The sequence below is a fragment of the Staphylococcus caprae genome (assembly GCF_003966625.1).
GTDB lineage: Bacteria > Bacillota > Bacilli > Staphylococcales > Staphylococcaceae > Staphylococcus > Staphylococcus caprae.
The window spans coordinates 1,187,732-1,206,213 of sequence record NZ_AP018587.1; the positions used below are offsets into that span (position 1 = coordinate 1,187,732).

Annotated in this window: 14 protein-coding genes; 9 read left to right on the plus strand and 5 right to left on the minus strand. The window is 34.8% G+C overall.

Annotation, left to right across the window (positions count from 1 at the left end; all coding sequences use genetic code 11):
- The first annotated feature begins 113 nt into the window (after nt 1–113).
- Complete coding sequence (gene acsA, locus JMUB898_RS05765) at nt 114–1,823, plus strand: acetate--CoA ligase (protein ID WP_037541512.1); 1,710 nt, start codon at nt 114–116, stop codon at nt 1,821–1,823.
- Nucleotides 1,824–2,129: 306 nt separating this feature from the next.
- Nucleotides 2,130–3,797 carry a formate--tetrahydrofolate ligase gene (locus JMUB898_RS05770; RefSeq protein WP_095323272.1) on the plus strand — a complete coding sequence of 556 codons (1,668 nt, stop codon included), beginning with the start codon at nt 2,130–2,132 and terminating at the stop codon, nt 3,795–3,797.
- Nucleotides 3,798–3,879: 82 nt separating this feature from the next.
- Here JMUB898_RS05770 and JMUB898_RS05775 read toward each other — a convergent pair whose 3' ends face one another.
- On the minus strand, nt 3,880–4,794 hold the full coding sequence (locus JMUB898_RS05775; protein ID WP_002443417.1) for a transglycosylase domain-containing protein: 915 nt from the start codon (nt 4,792–4,794) through the stop codon (nt 3,880–3,882).
- A 469-nt stretch (nt 4,795–5,263) separates the two neighbouring features.
- Here JMUB898_RS05775 and tyrS point away from each other — a divergent pair, with 469 nt between their 5' ends.
- From tyrS to JMUB898_RS05790, 3 genes are all read left to right on the plus strand, one after another.
- Nucleotides 5,264–6,526, plus strand: coding sequence for a tyrosine--tRNA ligase (gene tyrS, locus JMUB898_RS05780; protein WP_002443415.1), 1,263 nt, complete (start codon nt 5,264–5,266; stop codon nt 6,524–6,526).
- Nucleotides 6,527–6,607: 81 nt separating this feature from the next.
- Nucleotides 6,608–7,072 carry a MarR family winged helix-turn-helix transcriptional regulator gene (locus tag JMUB898_RS05785; protein WP_002443413.1) on the plus strand — a complete coding sequence of 155 codons (465 nt, stop codon included), beginning with the start codon at nt 6,608–6,610 and terminating at the stop codon, nt 7,070–7,072.
- A 137-nt stretch (nt 7,073–7,209) separates the two neighbouring features.
- A complete protein-coding gene (locus JMUB898_RS05790; protein WP_044466742.1) occupies nt 7,210–8,628 on the plus strand; it encodes a DHA2 family efflux MFS transporter permease subunit in 1,419 nt (472 codons plus the stop codon).
- 155 nt (nt 8,629–8,783) lie between these two features.
- On the opposite strand, the gene JMUB898_RS05795 is transcribed toward JMUB898_RS05790, so the two are convergent.
- On the minus strand, nt 8,784–10,034 hold the full coding sequence (locus tag JMUB898_RS05795; RefSeq protein WP_002443408.1) for a S1C family serine protease: 1,251 nt from the start codon (nt 10,032–10,034) through the stop codon (nt 8,784–8,786).
- A 215-nt stretch (nt 10,035–10,249) separates the two neighbouring features.
- On the opposite strand from JMUB898_RS05795, the gene JMUB898_RS05800 reads away from it, so the two are divergent.
- From JMUB898_RS05800 to JMUB898_RS05810, 3 genes are all read left to right on the plus strand, one after another.
- Entirely contained in the window at nt 10,250–10,867 is a 618-nt protein-coding gene (locus JMUB898_RS05800; RefSeq protein ID WP_044466741.1) for a lysophospholipid acyltransferase family protein, read from the plus strand.
- Nucleotides 10,868–11,264: 397 nt separating this feature from the next.
- The gene (gene nagE, locus JMUB898_RS05805; protein ID WP_037541510.1) at nt 11,265–12,740 is read left to right on the plus strand and encodes an N-acetylglucosamine-specific PTS transporter subunit IIBC; all 1,476 of its coding nucleotides are present in this window, start codon (nt 11,265–11,267) and stop codon (nt 12,738–12,740) included.
- A 127-nt stretch (nt 12,741–12,867) separates the two neighbouring features.
- Nucleotides 12,868–13,995: an HAD family hydrolase gene (locus JMUB898_RS05810; RefSeq protein ID WP_002443402.1), complete on the plus strand. Its 1,128-nt coding sequence runs from the start codon at nt 12,868–12,870 to the stop codon at nt 13,993–13,995.
- Nucleotides 13,996–14,233: 238 nt separating this feature from the next.
- Here JMUB898_RS05810 and serA read toward each other — a convergent pair whose 3' ends face one another.
- The 3 genes from serA to JMUB898_RS05825 all read right to left on the minus strand — a co-directional run bounded on the left by serA (nt 14,234) and on the right by JMUB898_RS05825 (nt 17,550).
- Nucleotides 14,234–15,829, minus strand: a complete 1,596-nt coding sequence (serA, locus tag JMUB898_RS05815) for a phosphoglycerate dehydrogenase (RefSeq protein WP_002443400.1) — start codon at nt 15,827–15,829, stop codon at nt 14,234–14,236.
- Nucleotides 15,819–16,982 carry a pyridoxal-phosphate-dependent aminotransferase family protein gene (locus JMUB898_RS05820; RefSeq protein ID WP_002443398.1) on the minus strand — a complete coding sequence of 388 codons (1,164 nt, stop codon included), beginning with the start codon at nt 16,980–16,982 and terminating at the stop codon, nt 15,819–15,821. The genes serA and JMUB898_RS05820 overlap by 11 nt, the downstream gene beginning before the upstream one ends.
- A 127-nt stretch (nt 16,983–17,109) precedes the next feature.
- Nucleotides 17,110–17,550, minus strand: coding sequence for an OsmC family protein (locus JMUB898_RS05825; protein ID WP_002443396.1), 441 nt, complete (start codon nt 17,548–17,550; stop codon nt 17,110–17,112).
- Nucleotides 17,551–17,627: 77 nt separating this feature from the next.
- On the opposite strand from JMUB898_RS05825, the gene JMUB898_RS05830 reads away from it, so the two are divergent.
- The gene (locus JMUB898_RS05830) at nt 17,628–18,374 is read left to right on the plus strand and encodes a glycerophosphodiester phosphodiesterase (protein WP_126501944.1); all 747 of its coding nucleotides are present in this window, start codon (nt 17,628–17,630) and stop codon (nt 18,372–18,374) included.
- Nucleotides 18,375–18,482 lie beyond the last annotated feature (108 nt).

The window sequence follows — 18,482 nt, forward strand, 5'->3', positions numbered from 1 at the left end:
TGTAATTAGACAATTAATTACTAAATACTACACGAAAAATTTTGAATAATGTGAAAATTATATGTATAATAACTTTTAAAGAAAGCGATTTCATTTACAAAGGGGGATTTACAATGAAAGTTGAAGTATATCAAAGTGAACCAGGACAATATAACTTAGATAATTACGCAAAAGCTTATCAAGAATTCAATTGGGAGGAAGTTGAAAAGTCATTTTCTTGGTATGAAACTGGAAAAATGAATATGGCTTATGAATGTATCGATCGACATGTAGATAGCGGAAAAGGAGATAAAACAGCTCTCAATTATAAAGATGAGAAGCGAAAAGAATCTTATACTTATAATGATTTAAAGCAGTTGTCTAATAAAGCGGCGAATGTACTTAAAGATAAGGCACAAGTTAAAAAAGGGGATCGTGTCTTTATCTTTATGTCTCGTACACCAGAATTATACTTTGCTTTCTTAGGTATCTTAAAAATTGGGGCAATTGTGGGTCCATTATTTGAAGCATTTATGGAGAAAGCAGTCGCAGATCGACTCGAAAATAGTGAAGCTAAAGTGGTGATTACGAATAAAGCGTTATTGCCTCGCATTCCAAAAGATAAATTGCCAAATCTAGAAACGATTATTGTCGTGGACCAAGATGTTGACAGTGAATATATTGACTTTAATAAAGAGATGGATGAAGCAAGTGATCAATTTGATATCGAATGGTTAGAACCTGATGATGGTCTGATTCTTCATTATACATCTGGCTCAACAGGTCAACCTAAAGGTGTCTTACATGTTCAAAAGGCCATGTTACTTCATTATATTTCAGGAAAATACGTATTAGATTTAAAAGATGATGACATCTATTGGTGTACTGCTGATCCAGGTTGGGTTACGGGTACATCTTATGGTGTATTCGCGCCTTGGCTCAATGGTGTCACAAATTGTATTGCAGGCGGTCGCTTCTCACCAGAAGCTTGGTACAGTATGTTGCAAGAATTTAAAGTTACAGTTTGGTATACTGCGCCAACTGCTTTACGTATGCTGATGAGTGCTGGAGACGATATTGTTGAGAAATATGATTTATCTTCAGTTCGTTCAATCTTGTCTGTAGGAGAACCTCTCAATCCAGAAGTGATTAAGTGGGCTAAAGATGTTTATGGTAAACGTGTCTTAGATACGTGGTGGATGACTGAAACAGGTGGACATATGATTGTTAATTATCCGTCAATGGATATTAAACTTGGTTCAATGGGTAAGCCACTTCCAGGCATTGAAGCAGCCATTATTGATGATGAAGGTAACGAATTGCCACCTAATCGTATGGGTAACTTGGCGATTAAGAAAGGTTGGCCTTCAATGATGTACGAGATTTGGAATAACCCTGAAAAGTATTACTCATACTTTATCGGTGATTGGTACGTTTCAGGAGATTCTGCTTATAAAGATGAGGATGGATACTATTGGTTCCAAGGTCGTGTTGATGATGTCATCATGACAGCTGGCGAACGTGTGGGTCCATTTGAAGTTGAATCAAAACTTGTTGAACATGAAGCGGTAGCTGAAGCAGGCGTGATTGGTAAACCGGATCCAGTACGAGGAGAAATTATTAAAGCTTTTGTTGCTTTAAGACAAGGATATGAACCAACAGAAGAATTGAAAGAGGACATCCGTAAATACGTTAAAGAAGGTTTGTCCGCACATGCAGCACCGCGTGAAATTGAATTTAAAGATAAATTACCTAAAACACGTTCAGGGAAAATTATGAGACGTGTACTTAAAGCATGGGAATTAAATTTGGACGCTGGCGATTTAAGTACAATGGAAGATTAAATATAAATAATGGGAGGTTGGGATATCATTTAATATCTCAGCTTCTTTTAATATTTTGACAGAAGATATCTGAATTAAAAGCGGACTTGTAACACGTTTATCTTAATCTTAGCTATTCTTTAGACAATGGAGCTCCACCATATTGTTATTAAATTAAAATAATTATTAAGAACGAACATTATATAAATATTTATTATAATTATTCGACAATCAAAATTGAGTCGGTTATCATAAATCATATAAGTAGTATAAATAAGCATGCATGATTTAAGATTCATTGATAAAAATTTCAAGGGGTTGAATAATTTGGCACATTTATCAGATTTAGACATTGCGAATCAATCAGAAATAAGACCAATTGGAGAAATTGCTAAAAAAGCAGGCATCTCTGCTGATGCACTCGAACAATATGGACATTATAAAGCTAAAATTGATATTAATCAGATTAAGCCTAAAGAAAATAAAGGTAAAGTGGTATTAGTGACTGCGATGAGTCCAACACCTGCAGGAGAAGGGAAATCGACTGTAACAGTTGGCTTGTCCGATGCACTAAATGAACTGAATCATAATGTCATGGTTGCTTTACGTGAACCAGCGCTTGGCCCTACATTTGGTATTAAAGGTGGCGCAACAGGTGGCGGTTATGCACAGGTATTACCAATGGAAGATATTAATTTACATTTCAATGGCGATTTTCATGCGATTACGACTGCTAATAATGCGTTATCAGCGTTTATCGATAACCATTTACATCAAGGTAACGAACTGGGCATTGATCAACGTCGAATTGAATGGAAGCGTGTGTTAGACATGAATGATCGTGCGCTACGTCATGTCAACGTTGGATTAGGTGGTCCTACGAATGGTGTACCTAGAGAAGATGGTTTCAACATTACGGTTGCATCAGAAATCATGGCTATTTTATGTTTAAGTCGTAGCATTAAAGACTTAAAGGACAAGATTAGTCGTATTACGATTGGTTACACAAGAGACCGTCGTCCAATCACAGTAGCAGATTTAAAAGTTGAAGGCGCACTTGCGATGATTCTTAAAGACGCAATTAAACCTAACTTAGTACAATCGATTGAAGGAACGCCAGCACTCGTTCATGGTGGACCATTTGCTAATATTGCGCATGGTTGTAATTCTATTTTAGCAACTGAAACTGCTAGAGATTTAGCTGATATTGTAGTAACTGAAGCAGGTTTCGGTTCAGATTTAGGTGCTGAAAAGTTCATCAATATCAAAGCACGTGAAGCAGGCTTTGAACCATCTGCAGTCGTTGTTGTAGCGACTATTCGTGCGCTCAAAATGCATGGCGGTGTAGCTAAGGATAATCTTAAAGAGGAAAATGTTGAAGCAATTAAGTCAGGTATTGTTAACCTTGAACGTCATGTCAATAATGTGAAGAAATATGGTTTAGAACCCGTTGTCGCACTCAATGCATTTATTCATGATACTGAGGCAGAAACTGAATTTGTTAAGCAATGGGCGAAAGAAAATGGTGTACGCATTGCTTTAACTGAAGTATGGGAAAAAGGTGGTAAAGGTGGCATCGATTTAGCAAACCAAGTTTTAGAAGTCATCGATCAACCACAAACATTTAAGCACTTGTACGAATTAGAACAACCTCTTGAAGCAAAAATTGAAATAATTGTAAAAGAAATTTATGGTGGTTCAAAAGTTACATTTAGTAATAAAGCGCAAAAACAGTTAAAACAATTCAAAGAAAATGGATGGGATAACTATCCTGTTTGTATGGCTAAAACACAATATTCATTTAGTGATGATCAAACAGCTTTAGGAGCGCCATCAGACTTTGAAATTACGATTCGAGAATTAGAAGCGAAAACAGGCGCAGGATTTATTGTCGCATTAACTGGTGCAATTATGACTATGCCTGGTTTACCTAAGAAACCTGCTGCACTTAACATGGATGTTACAGATGACGGACATGCGATAGGATTATTCTAATTTATAAAAAAGCAACTATCATGATAAAAGGCTCTAGCGAATGGGTGATTTCCGCTAGAGCCTTTAATAATATAATTATCGATTATGATGCATCTTGTTGTGGATGTGTTAGTAGGTGTGCTTTGATATTGTATTTTTTTGCTCGAATATATTGTTTTTTTGAAATTTTTCCTTCGACTAACATTCGTTTAAGAACATAGTGTTGGCGTTGAATACTATATTTAAATTCTTCATTACTTTTTAAATTTCCATTATCATCATACGGCGTATAGCCATAAGGACTTTGTAATAATCCTATTAAGTACGCTGATTGAGCGATATTTAATTCTTTAGGTGGTATGCCGAATAAACTGAAAGAAGCAGAAGATATACCCGTGATATTCGCACCATTATAATCATGACCAAATGGAACGATATTCAAATACGTATAAATAATTTCATTTTTTGATAAAATTTTTTCAAGTTTCATCGCTAATATGATTTCATTTGCTTTACGACTGTAAGTTTTCTTATTCGTTAGAACTTGATTCTTGATGAGTTGTTGTGTGATGGTACTACCGCCAGATGTTTCATGAGCATCAACGATATCTTGAAACATTGCTCTCATCAGTGCTTTAGGTAATATACCGTTATGTTTATAGAAAAGAGTGTCCTCTGAGGACGTAAGCGCATGAATCACATTTGGATTGACATGCTTAGGACCCACAATTAATGTATTTTGAGAATGATCATATTCTTCAAGAATATGATTATTACGATGATTGATAAGTTCGTCCCCTGGAATATGAAGTACTTTCTGCTTCAATTCACTATTACTTATAGAGGATGCCTCAGATGTGAGATGGTGGAAGTACAAGATGAATCCCATCAACAATAGAATACTGATGGAAAGTATAACTAGGAATATGCCAACGCAAACGTGTTTAATTTTCTTATAAATGCGTTCAAATTGCACGTATTTATCTGTTGTTTGTGGAATACTTTTATTGTGACGCATCGCATACCTCCTAAATTTAGATATAGTATACCATATTCATGAAGTTGACTTTTAAAATAATGTTATCTATAATTAAATTCAATTCGATATGTTTTGAATACGAGGAGAAGTAACATTTAAGGAAGATTTCAGAGAGTTAGTGGTGGCTGTGAACTAACAATTGCTTTAATGTGAATACACCTCTATCATGTTATTCAACGTTTCATTAATGAACGTCTCATTAATAAAGTAATCCGAGTGTATCAATACGCTCGATTAAGTATGGTGGTACCGTGCAATTGCGCCCTTACATTTCATGATGTAGGGGCTTTTTATTTTGTGAATGAATTTTTTTAGGCATTTTCACTATTCCAATAACTATGCTTTGGAAAATGAAATCCCTATACCACAATGATACAAAGGTACCTGTAAATGAATAACTTTTCAAAACAAACATTATGTAGAACAATGATTAAGGAGGATGTAAGTAATGACGAACGCATTAATTGATGATTTAAAGTGGAGAGGCTTAATTTATCAACAAACAGATGAACAAGGCATTGAAGATTTATTAAATAAAGAACAAGTGACATTGTATTGTGGTGCTGATCCTACAGCGGATAGTTTACACATTGGGCATTTATTACCATTCTTAACGTTGAGACGTTTCCAAGAACATGGTCACCGTCCTATCGTACTTATCGGTGGGGGAACTGGAATGATTGGGGATCCATCAGGTAAATCTGAAGAACGTGTACTTCAAACTGAAGATCAAGTAGAAGCAAATGTTCAAGGATTATCTAAACAAATGCACCGTTTATTTGAATTTGGGACTGATAAAGGTGCAGTTTTAGTTAATAATAAAGATTGGCTAGGTCAGATTTCATTAATTAGTTTCTTACGAGATTATGGTAAACATGTTGGAGTCAATTACATGTTAGGAAAGGACTCTATTCAAACACGTTTAGAACATGGTATTTCTTATACTGAATTCACATATACGATTTTACAAGCGATTGATTTCGGTCATTTAAACCGTGAATTGAATTGTAAAATCCAAGTTGGTGGTTCAGATCAATGGGGTAATATCACAAGTGGTATTGAGTTAATGCGCCGTATGTATGGCCAAACTGAAGCATTTGGTTTAACAATTCCATTAGTCACTAAATCTGATGGTAAGAAATTCGGTAAATCAGAATCAGGTGCTGTATGGTTGGACCCTGAGAAAACAAGTCCATATGAATTCTATCAATTCTGGATTAATCAATCTGATGAAGATGTTATTAAATTCTTGAAATACTTTACGTTCTTAGATAAAGAAGAGATAGATCGCTTAGAACAATCTAAAGAGGAAGCACCTCATTTACGTGAAGCTCAGAAAGCTTTAGCTGAAAATGTAACGAAATTTATTCATGGTGAAGAAGCGTTAAATGATGCGATTCGAATTTCTAAAGCTTTATTTAGCGGTGATTTAAAATCATTATCTGGTAAAGAATTAAAAGAAGGATTTAAAGATGTACCACAAGTTACATTATCTTCTGAAACAACAAATATTATTGAAGCGTTAATCGAAACAGGTATTGCTTCATCTAAACGTCAAGCACGCGAAGATGTGAATAACGGCGCGATTTATATTAATGGTGAACGTCAACAGTCAGTTGATTATGAATTCAGCAATGAAGATAAAATAGACAATGAATTTACGATTATTCGTCGTGGTAAGAAAAAATATTTCATGGTAAATTATCAATAAGACGTATCAGTCTATTTGGAGCCTCCTAATCATCTCGTGTGGTTGGGAGGTTTATTTTCAAAAAGGTAAGGGGTGAGTTGTATGAATAAAGAACAAGCGATAATGAAAAATTTCCGTGACATATTTAACAAAATTGCGTGGTTGAATAAAGGGAAAATGGAAGAAGCGCTTAAAGGGAATAAGCCAAGTGAAGTGCATTGTATTGAAGCGATTCAAGAATTAAATGAACCTAACGTGAGACGATTGACGGAAGCGTTATTTATGACGCGTGGTGCCGTTAGTAAATTGACTAAACGACTTGAACAAAGAGGTTTAATTGAAAGTTATAAGAATCCTGATAATAAGAAAGAAGTATACTTTAGGTTGACGGAAGCGGGTACAGAAATCTATCAAATACATGAAGACCTACATAAGGAATTTCAACGTAGAGACCAAGAAGTGTTTGACAACATTACAGATGAAGAATTTAAAACAATGATGCAATTTGTAGAAAAGTATAATGCACATCTTGATAAAGAAATAAAAGATCAAGGTCTATTACATTAAATATAAGGATGCTCAAATTCTTGTGACGAAAGAAATGAGGGTATCCTTAATTTTTTTGCGATAATTTTGTTGACAAGGAAACAAAACGCGTGTATATTTTGTTGACGAAGAAACAATTTAGATAAAGGAGAGTCTTTATGTCAGCATCTCGTTCACAATCTAACGACGTATCTAAAGAAGTAATGACCGCAGCGTGGGCCATTGCATTAGGTGCCATCGCTCCAATGTTAGATTCAACTATGATAAATATCGCAATTAAGCAACTTAATCATACATTTAATAGTCCCCTAGACGTTGTTCAGTGGGGAATTACCGGTTACGTTTTAGCACTTGCCATTGCTGTACCATTTTCTGGTTGGTTGATGAATCAATTTAATGGTAAGAAAGTGTTTATATTAGCAATGATTGCTTTTGGCTTTACGTCGATACTCGCTGGCGTGAGCTGGAATATCACCGTATTTAATATTTTTAGAATTTTACAAGGATTTAGTGCAGGGATTATCACTACTTTAATGTTTACTTTACTTGTAAAGACTGCAGGTCAAGACCATATAGGTAAGGTGATGGCTGTGGTAAGTACGCCTATGATTTTTGGTCCGATTTTAGGGCCTGTACTCGGAGGATTTATTATTCATTTTGCAAACTGGCGATGGATATTTTTTATTAATATTTTTATCGTTATCATTGCAGTACCGTTGATGAATAAATACGTGCCTCAATTTAAGCCTTTTAATAAAGAGAGTAAGCTAGATATCATTGGCATTATATTGTTATCACTTACGAGTGTGAGCATCATTTATGGCGTAACAAAAGCGTCCGATTATGGTACATTCTTTGCTATGCAACCTATGATGTATATCATCATAGGAATAGTTTTAATGATTGCATACTGCATTTATAATCGTATGAGACATTATCGTACAGTTCTACCAATCACATTATTTAAGCAGAAGAACTATGCTGCATCATCTATTGGCTTATTACTTGCTAATATAGGTATTATGGGCCCAATGCTGATTATTCCATTATTCTTTCAGAACTTTAAACACTACACTGCGATTGAAGCTGCTTTAGCTTTAATACCTCAGGGTCTAGGTATGTTAATCACGCGACCTTATATCGGGAAAACGATTGATCAAATCGGAGCGAAGTATGTTGTCATCGTGAGTATTGTGATAGCTATGTTTGGGACGATTCCGTTGATGTTCGTGTCAGATCATACACATATCGTGTGGTTGTCTATCATACTCTTTATAAGAGGGTGTAGCGTTGGCGGGATCAACCTTGGTCTTACAAGCGATGCATATCAAGGACTTGATGATAAGCAAATTGCTGAAGCAGGTGTAGGTATCAATATGATTGAAAATATTGGTTCTAGTCTTGGTACTGCAATCATCGCAACTGTAGTAGCGTCCATGTTAGCATTCAATCATCCATCAATTTTTCAAAGTTTAAAAGCTTATCATGCAGGTTTCTTAGTTTCTGTGATTGCATTATTGCTTATCGTGTTACCTGCGTTATTTCTTACACATAAAGCTAACCAAATTGAATCATAAATTCCCAAAAATAATAGCAGTAAGATGATTCCTAATTAAAATCATTTTACTGCTATATCTATATTCAATACCTTATTCAAGGCATTGTATTAGATTGTCATTTTAATGATATATCCTTATAAATAAGGTGCTTTCTTTAATTTGTTAAACAAAATTTATTGTGCGAATTGGCTTTGTGATTGAGCGGATGAAGATGTGCTTTCTTGTTTTTTCAGTTTGACATCAATATCTTTAGTTTTACCATCTCTAATCACTGTTAATGTAATTGATTCACCTGGTTTTTTATTTTCATAGAGATAAGATCTTAAATCAGTGTCATCTTTCACATTCTTACCATCAATTTTCGTAATAATATCGCCTTTCTTCACTGCGTTACCACTATCGGCTTTAGCTACATAGATACCTGAATCTCTAGTCGTATGAAGTTCCTTACGATATGATTCTGGAATTTCACTCAAGTTAATTAATCCGATACCGATAGAAGGGCGTTCGATTTTACCGTGTTTAACAAGTTGTTCAATGGTCACTTTCACTTCGTTACTTGGAATAGCGAAGCCGATGCCTTCAACTTGTTCAGAAGCAATTTTCATTGAGTTGATTCCTACAAGATTACCGTTGATATCAACTAAAGCACCACCAGAGTTACCTGGGTTAATGGCTGCGTCTGTTTGTAGTACATTCACTTTAGTGTTACCAGCTGTCGTATTCGCATCAATCGTACGTTCACTCGCTGAAATAATACCTGAAGTTACGGAATTCGCAAATTCAAGTCCTAGTGGATTACCCATTGCAAAGACGCTATCTCCAGTTTGAACTTTCGACGAATTAGCAAACTTGATAGATTTAATTCCTTTAGTATCATCAATTTTTAGCACGGCGATATCCGTAAGGGCATCTTTACCAATTAATTTCGCTTTGACTTGTTTTGAGTTATGTAATTGCACTTTTATTTCTGATGCACCATCAACAACATGATTATTCGTTACGATATAAGCAGAACCATTGCTAATTTGATAAATAACACCTGAACCGATTCCTGCTTCTTCAGGTTTTGAGGATTTGCCTTTTAATAAGTCATCTAAACTTGAAGATTTCTGCATATTGATAACACCAACAATGGCAGGTGACACGTCTTTAATCATATCGTGGACAGATTTATACTTATCACTTTTCCCATCCAGTTGATTGCCACCTTTACTATTTGTTACTTCTTGTACGGATGAGCCATCTTTGTTAAGTACGGTATGATTGAGTACCTTTCCGATACCTAATACAAGTAACGCACCTATAATACCGGCGATGAGTGCGACGAGTATCGTCTTAAACCATGGGAATCGTGGTCTTCTATGACGTGGTGGTTGGGGATGATTATCATAAGACTGATAATGTTGAGTTTGATCTGACATATTTAACCTCCAAATAATATTCTCTTATATATAATTATGTATTTTTTTATTAAATTTTGCTAGTAAACCACTATAAGACTTTAGATGTATCTTGAAATATATCTATTTTTAAAAATAAAACTTTAATCGCGTATAGGATACGTTCTATTGTTCTCGATTGTGGGAAATGATAAAATTTATATGTTAAAAAACAAAATCAAGAAGCAGGTGACATAATGTACGGCATTATTAGTAAAATTTTAGACGTTATATTAGTCAAAATGGCTAAATCATTATATGTAATCGGAAAAGAAAATATCCCGAAAGATAGTAAATACGTAGTGACATGTACGCATGAAAGTTATAACGAAGTGATTATGTTAGGTATGGCATTATTACCAAACCAAATTCACTATATGGCTAAAAAAGAGCTATTTAGTAATAAATGGGGTGGCAAATTCCTAAGTTCTTTAAATGCGTTTCCAGTTGATAGAGAGAATCCAGGACCAAGCACTTTGAAACGTCCAATCAACTTACTTAAAGAACATAAAACGGTTGGAATCTTCCCAACTGGTCATCGTACTTCTGTTGAAGGCGCACCATTGAAACGTGGCGCAGCTACAATTGCAATGTTAGGTAAAGCACCAATTTTACCAGCAGCGTACGTCGGACCTAAAAAAATTCATGGTTTAATTACAGGTCAAGCTATGATAAAAATTGGTGAACCTATTGATACAAGTGATATTCCAAAAGATTTAAAACGAAATGAAAAAGTAGATTATCTAACTAAAGAAATCGAAAGACGAACAGCACAATTACAAAAAGAATTAAACACGATTGTTGAACGATTATAAAGTTAAATTTTTAACTTTAAATAAGCAATTAAAAAGAACGTCAATTTAAATGTGATTGACGTTCTTAAATTTTGGCTTGTAAATGAAGCGTTTTCATGGAAAAGCCATAAACTCACGAAATAGTTATAATTATTTAAAAATATAGCCTGTATAAAGTCTTATTTTATGGTAAATTAATTAAGTGAAATTAATTACTATTACATAAAGGTTTAAGATAATGTTTATTTCAGGCTGTAGAGAGATTCTTTAATAGATAAAGTGAAGTTATCAATACTTCCCGTAATACAAATGCGGATACTTGATTCTTAAGATTTTCTATCAGTCTGCTTCATTAATTTTACATAATAGACAAACTTATTGATTACAGTTGTTAAATCATATAAAAGGGATGAAGTTTATGTACAAATTTTTTCAAAATTTAGGTAGGTCATTAATGCTACCCGTTGCAGTATTACCTGCTGCAGCAATTATTGTAGGTATAGGACATGTGCTAAATGCATTGTCAGTACTTCCTCAAGTTGCGATGTTCTTTACAAGTGTAGGGGAAACGATTCTCGAACAACTAGGGATATTATTTGCAATTGGTGTTGCGATAGGCATGGCAAAGAAAAACGATGGTGCAGTTGCATTAGCGGCGACTTTAGGATTTTTCATTGTTACTGTGGTATTATCACCAAAGAAACTAGCACCTTTATTACAAGTGAAAACGACAGATGTCAATACTGCTTTTGAGCAAATGACTAATGGAAATGTGTTTGTTGGAATTTTAATTGGACTTATTGCAGCTTATTGCTATAACAAGTTTAGTGAAACAGAGTTACCAGTGGCATTGTCATTCTTTAGTGGTAAACGCTTAGTACCAATTATGACAGCATTTTTCTGTACATTCTTAGCGATTATTTTACTCTTCGTTTGGCCGCCCGTATTTAATGCGATTGTTACTTTTGGTAAATGGATTGTAGGAATGGGACCATTTGGAGCACTACTCTATGGTTTCTTCAATCGACTATTAATTCCAACAGGTCTACATCATGCTTTAAATAACGTTTTCTGGTTTGACACAGCAGGTATCAATGACATTGGTAAATTCCAAAGTGGTAAAGATGCGGTGAAAGGGGTTACTGGTCGATATCAAGCTGGTTTCTTCCCAGTCATGATGTTTGGTATTCCTGCAGCTGCGCTTGCGATGTATCATACTGCGAAATCTAGTCAGAAGAAACAAGTATATGCTTGGTTCTTAGCAAGCTCTATTTCAGCATTCTTTGTCGGAGTCACTGAACCGATTGAATTTGCTTTCATGTTCGTAGCACCGGTTCTCTTTGTGATTCACGCTGCATTGACAGGTTTATCGCTATTTATTGCAGCTATTTTCCACTGGACAGCAGGTTTCTCATTTAGTGCAGGTTTAATCGACTTTGTCTTGTCACTAGTTAATCCAGTTTCCAATAAACCGTGGATGTTACTTATACAAGGCGTCGTTTTCTTCGTGTTATACTACGTGATATTTAGAGTGGTCATTCAAGTATTTAACTTGAATACAATTGGTCGAGGGGATAATGAACTTGCAGATCCAACGGCTAATGCTACTGCTGAAAATGGTTCTGCTAATCGTTCAGAATCTAAAGGAAAATATTATCATACTGCTTCACAAATTTTAGAGGGTCTCGGCGGTAGTGAAAATATTTCAAGTTTAACAAACTGTGCAACACGACTCAGAATGGAGTTAAATGATAATTCTATTATCGATGAACAAAAAATTAAAAACGCGGGTGCTGTAGGTGTTACTAAAAATGGTAAACATTCAACACAAGTAATCATAGGTACACATGTACAACAAGTTGCAGATGAAATCGAAAAGCAAATGCATGTGTGACATTTATAGTGACCTAATTTAAATCATTTGAAAATTAAAAGGGCAAATCCGCAAGGGGTTTGCCCTTTTATCACTAAACATGTAATATAAGTTGTATCAGAATTTTCTGAAAGGCAAGGTGTGAATAATGAAGTCCATTTTATTTGATGTTGATGGTGTGTTTTTAAGTGAGGAACGTTGTTTTGATGTTTCAGCAATAACCGTGGAAGAGTTATTAACGAATTATGGCACATTTCTAGGATGTGGAGAATACATAGATTTTGAAAATGACTTAGACGATGCGAAGATTCAGGAGATTCGTGCCCGCGTCTTCCAAAATGATAAAATATTAAACCAATTGAAATCTCTAGGTTTAAATTCAAACTGGGATATGTTGTTTATTGTGTTTAGTATCCATCTCATTGATATTGCTAAACAATTAAAGAAACCTCTTAGACGTGAGTTTCTAAGTTCAACTGCTTTTGATGAAAAAACCTTATTCGATATGAATAAACAATTAGTATATACGGATATCGATTATGAAAGACCTTTAAAAGTTATTGATTCCTTTAGAAATGGAAAAGATGCCATTTACGAAGATTTAGAAGCATATGCAAAAGAGGAATTAAAAATTGAAGATACAGCTTTATTCAGATTAAAAAGTAATTTATGGCAACTGGCTAAAGATACATATCAAGAATGGTACTTGGGGAAAGAATTATTTAATAAGGTTGAAGAAGGATATGCATTAAATGATTTCAAGAAGGGCTTCATTTATGAAGAGGTGATTCTTAAACCTAAAGAAGAAATCCAACTTTTATTACAACACTTGAAAGAGGCAGGATATCACTTAGCAATTGCTACCGGTCGCCCGCGTACAGAGACGATTATTCCATTCGAGTCGCTAGGATTGAAAACTTACTTTGATGATAAACATATTGTTACAGCAAGTGAAGTTTTAGATGCTGAAGAGGACTATCCGGAATATCAACCATTAGGTAAACCTAATCCGTTTAGTTACATTGCTACTTTAAAAGGCAATGATAGAGATCAATATAAAGAATATGTAACGCATCAAGAAAATATTGTGAATAAAGATGAAGTCTTTATCGTAGGGGATTCGCTTGCAGATTTATTAAGTGCTAAAAAGATCGGTGCCACATTTATTGGTACGCTCACAGGTCTAAAAGGAGATAAGGCACAGCCAGAGCTTGAAGCGTACGGCGCAGATTATATCGTTGAAGACGTAACGAAAATAAGAAATATTTTATTATAGATATTTGAAGAAGTTGAAATAAAATCATTATTCTTAGAAGATACACGAAGTATTGATGGCGACACGCCTGCAGGAATAGCATGCGTCTTGAGACTACAGGCTCAAGCCATGCCCGCGGCAAGGGAGCTTATCAATACGAAGTATTGAATATAAAAGTAGCATTAAGATGATTTCTAATTGAAATCATCTTAATGCTATTATTTTTTTGAAGTATGTTACAGACTATATGACTTTTGTATTAAATTGTTAATTTTGTACTAATAATTTTATTAAATCCGCCTGATTCTTCTAAAATTTTAATAACTTCATCAGTGGCTTGTTGATCAATAGACAGAATCATGAGTGCCTCTCCACCTTCATCATTTCGACCAAGTGTCATAGAAGCAATATTAATGCCGTGATTACCGAGGAGATTACCAGTATGACCTACAATTCCAGGTTTGTCCTTATGACATGTCACAATTTGATATTGGTTTGGTTTGAAATCAAGTGAGAAGTTGTTAATACGAACGATTCTTGGACCGAAACCGGCTAACACTGTAGCACCGATTTTAATTTGGTCTTTGTCGTTTTTTAATTCAAGTTCAATATAGCTACTGAAGTCAGAGTGTTTTTTCTGTTTTTCAATATTATAAGTCACACCTTGTTGGTTGAGTAATGCGAGCGCATTGATAATATTGACTTGATCACCTAAATCTTCTTTAAGCACACTTGAAACAATTGTTCTTGTGATTAAGCTTGTATCACTTGTTGTTAAATCTCCAGCGTAGGTAATTTTAATTTCACTTGGCGCACCTTCTAACAGTTGAATACCAAATTCACCAATTGTTGTGCTTAAGTCAACATATGATTGTATTGCTTCATCAACATGACTTAAGTCCATTTTCGGTGCGTTGACAGCGTGCTCAACAGTTCCTTTTGTTAATATGTCTACAATTTCTTTTGAGACTGAGACTGCTACTTTTTCTTGAGCTTCAACAGTTGAAGCACCTAGATGTGGAGTGACAATGATTTTATCGTGTTCAATTAATGGTGAATCAGTAGGAGGTTCATGTTCAAATACATCGATTGCAGCTCTGTCTATCAAACCATTATTTAATGCATTAACCAGTGCATCTTCATCGATAATGCCACCTCGAGCTACATTGATAATTTGTAAATTAGGTTTTGCTTTTTTGAAAAATGCCTCACCAATAATCCCACGTGTTTTAGGTGTGAGTGGTGTATGCACAGTAACGAAGTCTGCATTTTCAGCAATTTCATCTACAGTTGCACTTTGAATATCTAATGATTTAGCTTTATCTTCAGTCAAATAAGGATCAAATGCTAAAATCTTCATACCGAAACTTTGAGCGCGTTTCGCAACACCTAAACCGATACGTCCAGCACCAATGACACCTAGTGTCTTACCATAAAGTTCTATACCACGAAAGGCTTTACGATTCCATTCTTTATTACGAAGTGATTGATGCGCTTGAGGAATATTACGGGCCATTGCTAATATCATCGCAATAGAATGTTCAGTGGCTGAAATGGTATTTCCGTCAGGTGCATTAATGACCAAGATACCCTTTAAAGTGGCAGCATCAATATCAATATTGTCTACACCAACACCTGCACGAGCAATGACTTTAAGTTGAGATGCTGCTTGGATGACTTTCTCTGTCACCTGAGTTTGACTACGTACAATTAATCCTTCGTAACTACCAATTTGATTGACTAATTCTTCTTCGGATAAATCTGTTTGAATAGTCACTTCAAATTCATCATGATCAAGTAAACTTTTTAAACCTTCTTCTGAGATAGGATCTGAAACTAAAATTTTATGACGCATGTTTGATAACCTCCATAAATTGAGCAATACCTTTACCAATATAATTTTCTTTTCTAAAATCTGTTAAAAGAATTTCCAATGCTGAAACAACTGAGAGGATATCAAAAGGAGAGACCTTTCCCATATGGCCAATACGTAAAATATGACCTTTTAGATGACCTTGACCACCCGCAATTGTAATATTAAAACGAGATTTGAGCTGATCTTTAATATAACTTAGTTCTTCTTTATTATTAGGCACAAAGGATGTCACAGTAGGAGAGGCGTATGAATCATCTTTTACAAGTAACTCTAATTCTAGTGATGTTAGGGCAGTGCGTAATGCATCACGAATCGTATAATGACGTTGAATGACGTGATTAAATCCCTCGTGTTTGACTAATTCAACGTATGCATTCACACCTCTAAATAAAGCAACATTAGGTGTAAACGGCGTAGAATTTTGTTCTTGAGAATTAAGATATTTATTTAAATCGAGATAGAATCTTGGTGTAGTGACTTCAGCAAAACGTTCTTTAGCTCTATCACTATAAGCAACAAACGCAAGCCCTGGAGGTAGCATAATTGCTTTTTGGCTACCTGATACGAGGACATCGATTTTATCCTTTGTTAAATCGACTTCAACTGCACCAATACAACTTACGCCATCGACTACAAAATATAATGAATCGTCATATTTTTTAAGTGCATGTCCTAAATTGTGAACAGGGTGCAAAACGCCTGTAGATGTCTCACAAAATTGTGTGAATACCGCTGAAACCTTAACATCTAATTCCTTTAAGTAGTTGATAAATTCATCAACTTTAACAGCTTCTCCCCAAGTGACTTCATAAATATGTACATTTTTAAAGTATGATTCAGCAATTTGTTTAAATCTGTTACCAAATGCGCCAGATACGATGATGACAATGTGATCTTCAGGATTAGCAATATTGAGCATACTTGCTTCTAAAACACTTGTGCCACTTGAAGTTAAGATAAGCACTTCATTTTTAGTTCCGAAAATAGGTTTGAGTCCTTTGAATGCCTCATCGGCTATGTCTTCAAAGTCTTTAGAGCGGTGGCCAACCATTGGTAATTGAATTGCACTCATAATTGAGTCAGGTACTGGCGTTGGACCTGGAGTTAATAATAAGGGTTGATAATACTGCATAAAACATTCCTCCCACTGTGTAAGATTTTTCTATTTTAGCAAATATTCTGAATATTTTAAAGTCTAATAAAGAGCTATCACTATTGTAAAACGTTTACATTTTTAAATATGTAATAGCTCTTACGATTTATAATATTGTAGGTTCGATATCAACTTCTACATTATTTCTTATAGAATTAGAAATCATACAGTTACGATCTGCAATCTCTAAAAGTTTAGATAATCTTTTTTCAAGGTTCTCTTTATTAGCTTCATTCACATGTATTTCTGGATAATGAGTAATACAATCCATTTGGAATTTTCCATTTTCAAAGGAAGCTGTACCAATGGATTGCTGGTGAATTTGAATATCGGTATAACCAGCTCTTTCTAAAGTAGCAGCAAGTGAAATGATATAGCATGACGATGCAGCTGATACTAACATTTCGTCTGGATTTGTTCCGATTCCCTTGCCACCTAAAGAAGAGGGGATTGAAATTTGTGATTCGATGATATCGCCTTTCACAGTTCCTACTTTGTCACGCCCACCTTGCCATTTTGTTTTTACTTTGAAATCGTGCTTGACCATATAGATTGACCTCCTGTGAGAATGTGGTAATTTAAGTTTAGAGTAATTTAAAAAAGATTAAAAGAAAGGTGACTTTCATGAAAATCGCACGTCCAAATCATTCTTTTCAAATTGTAGCGCATAGAGGTTTGTCTGAAGATTATCCTGAAAATACTCTAATCGCCTATAAACATGCGCTGATGTTACATATTGATATGTTAGAAATTGATGTACATTATACTAAAGATAAACAACTTGTTGTTATTCACGACGATACGATAGATCGAACTTCGAATGGTAAGGGGAAAGTCATAGATTATACTTTAGATGAATTGAGAGAATTTGATTTCGGAGCGTATAGAGGGGATAAGTTCAAAGGTGAACGTATTCCAACACTTGATGAAGTGTTAGACTTGGTTGATCATTTTTCAAAAAAATTACTTCTAGAAATTAAAAAACCATCTCAATATCCTGGGATTGAAGAAATGATTGTTGAGAAGTTAAAAGAACGTGGCATGCCTAAACATAAGGTGATTCTCCAATCGTTTGACTTTGATTGTGTAAAAAAATTAGCTGAGATGAATTTAGAGTTTGAGTTAGGCGTGTTATTGAGTAAGAAACAATATTGGTATAAGTTGCCTAACTTTAAAGAAATTGCAAAAGTCGCAGATTATGCGAATCCTAATTATGCATTAGTGACAAAACGTTTTATGAAACATGCGCATGAGGAAATGTTGAAGGTGTTACCTTATACGGTTAATGAGTCTAAAGCGGTTAAGAAATTAATCGATGTTGAGGTGGATGGTGTGATTTCAGATATTCCAGAAGATATCTTTAAATTATAAGAAGAAGAGGGAAGGAGAGGTGTGAATGGGAGTAATTACATAACTGGCTGAAGAAAGGAACGCCTAAGCTAAAGCTTATGCATAAATGCCACTAACCTCAATCGTTGA

Coding starts and splice junctions, on each gene's coding strand:
- acsA (WP_037541512.1), top strand. CDS start 114: ATGAAAGTTGAAGTATATCAAAGTGAACCAGGACAATATAACTTAGAT.
- JMUB898_RS05775 (WP_002443417.1), bottom strand. CDS start 4,794: ATGCGTCACAATAAAAGTATTCCACAAACAACAGATAAATACGTGCAA.
- tyrS (WP_002443415.1), top strand. CDS start 5,264: ATGACGAACGCATTAATTGATGATTTAAAGTGGAGAGGCTTAATTTAT.
- JMUB898_RS05785 (WP_002443413.1), top strand. CDS start 6,608: ATGAATAAAGAACAAGCGATAATGAAAAATTTCCGTGACATATTTAAC.
- JMUB898_RS05790 (WP_044466742.1), top strand. CDS start 7,210: ATGTCAGCATCTCGTTCACAATCTAACGACGTATCTAAAGAAGTAATG.
- JMUB898_RS05795 (WP_002443408.1), bottom strand. CDS start 10,034: ATGTCAGATCAAACTCAACATTATCAGTCTTATGATAATCATCCCCAA.
- JMUB898_RS05800 (WP_044466741.1), top strand. CDS start 10,250: ATGTACGGCATTATTAGTAAAATTTTAGACGTTATATTAGTCAAAATG.
- nagE (WP_037541510.1), top strand. CDS start 11,265: ATGTACAAATTTTTTCAAAATTTAGGTAGGTCATTAATGCTACCCGTT.
- JMUB898_RS05810 (WP_002443402.1), top strand. CDS start 12,868: ATGAAGTCCATTTTATTTGATGTTGATGGTGTGTTTTTAAGTGAGGAA.
- serA (WP_002443400.1), bottom strand. CDS start 15,829: ATGCGTCATAAAATTTTAGTTTCAGATCCTATCTCAGAAGAAGGTTTA.
- JMUB898_RS05820 (WP_002443398.1), bottom strand. CDS start 16,982: ATGCAGTATTATCAACCCTTATTATTAACTCCAGGTCCAACGCCAGTA.
- JMUB898_RS05825 (WP_002443396.1), bottom strand. CDS start 17,550: ATGGTCAAGCACGATTTCAAAGTAAAAACAAAATGGCAAGGTGGGCGT.
- JMUB898_RS05830 (WP_126501944.1), top strand. CDS start 17,628: ATGAAAATCGCACGTCCAAATCATTCTTTTCAAATTGTAGCGCATAGA.